We start from the raw sequence: 258 nt of genomic DNA on the forward strand, positions 1-258 counted from the left end.
GGTCGATCGCCGGCCCGCGCATCCTCGAGCACCTGGTCGACGTCGTCTGCCAGTTCGAGGGAGACCGCCAGACCTCGCTGCGCTTCGTCCGCGCCCTGAAGAACCGCTTCGGCGCCACCGACGAAGTGGGCTGCTTCGACATGACCGGGTCCGGCATCCAGGAGGTGAGCGATCCGAGCGCCCTCTTCCTCGGGCACGGCTCGCGCGAACCGGGCACGTGCGTCACGATCGCGCTCGAGGGGCGACGCGCCCTCCCGG

At 71.3% G+C, this 258-nt stretch carries 1 pseudogene; it reads left to right on the plus strand.

The annotated features are described in order from the left end of the window. Positions 1-258: pseudogene (locus tag ACPYOG_RS19910) on the plus strand (DNA repair protein RadA); the annotation flags it as partial.

The organism is Leifsonia sp. HAY1-4F, assembly GCF_056755275.1.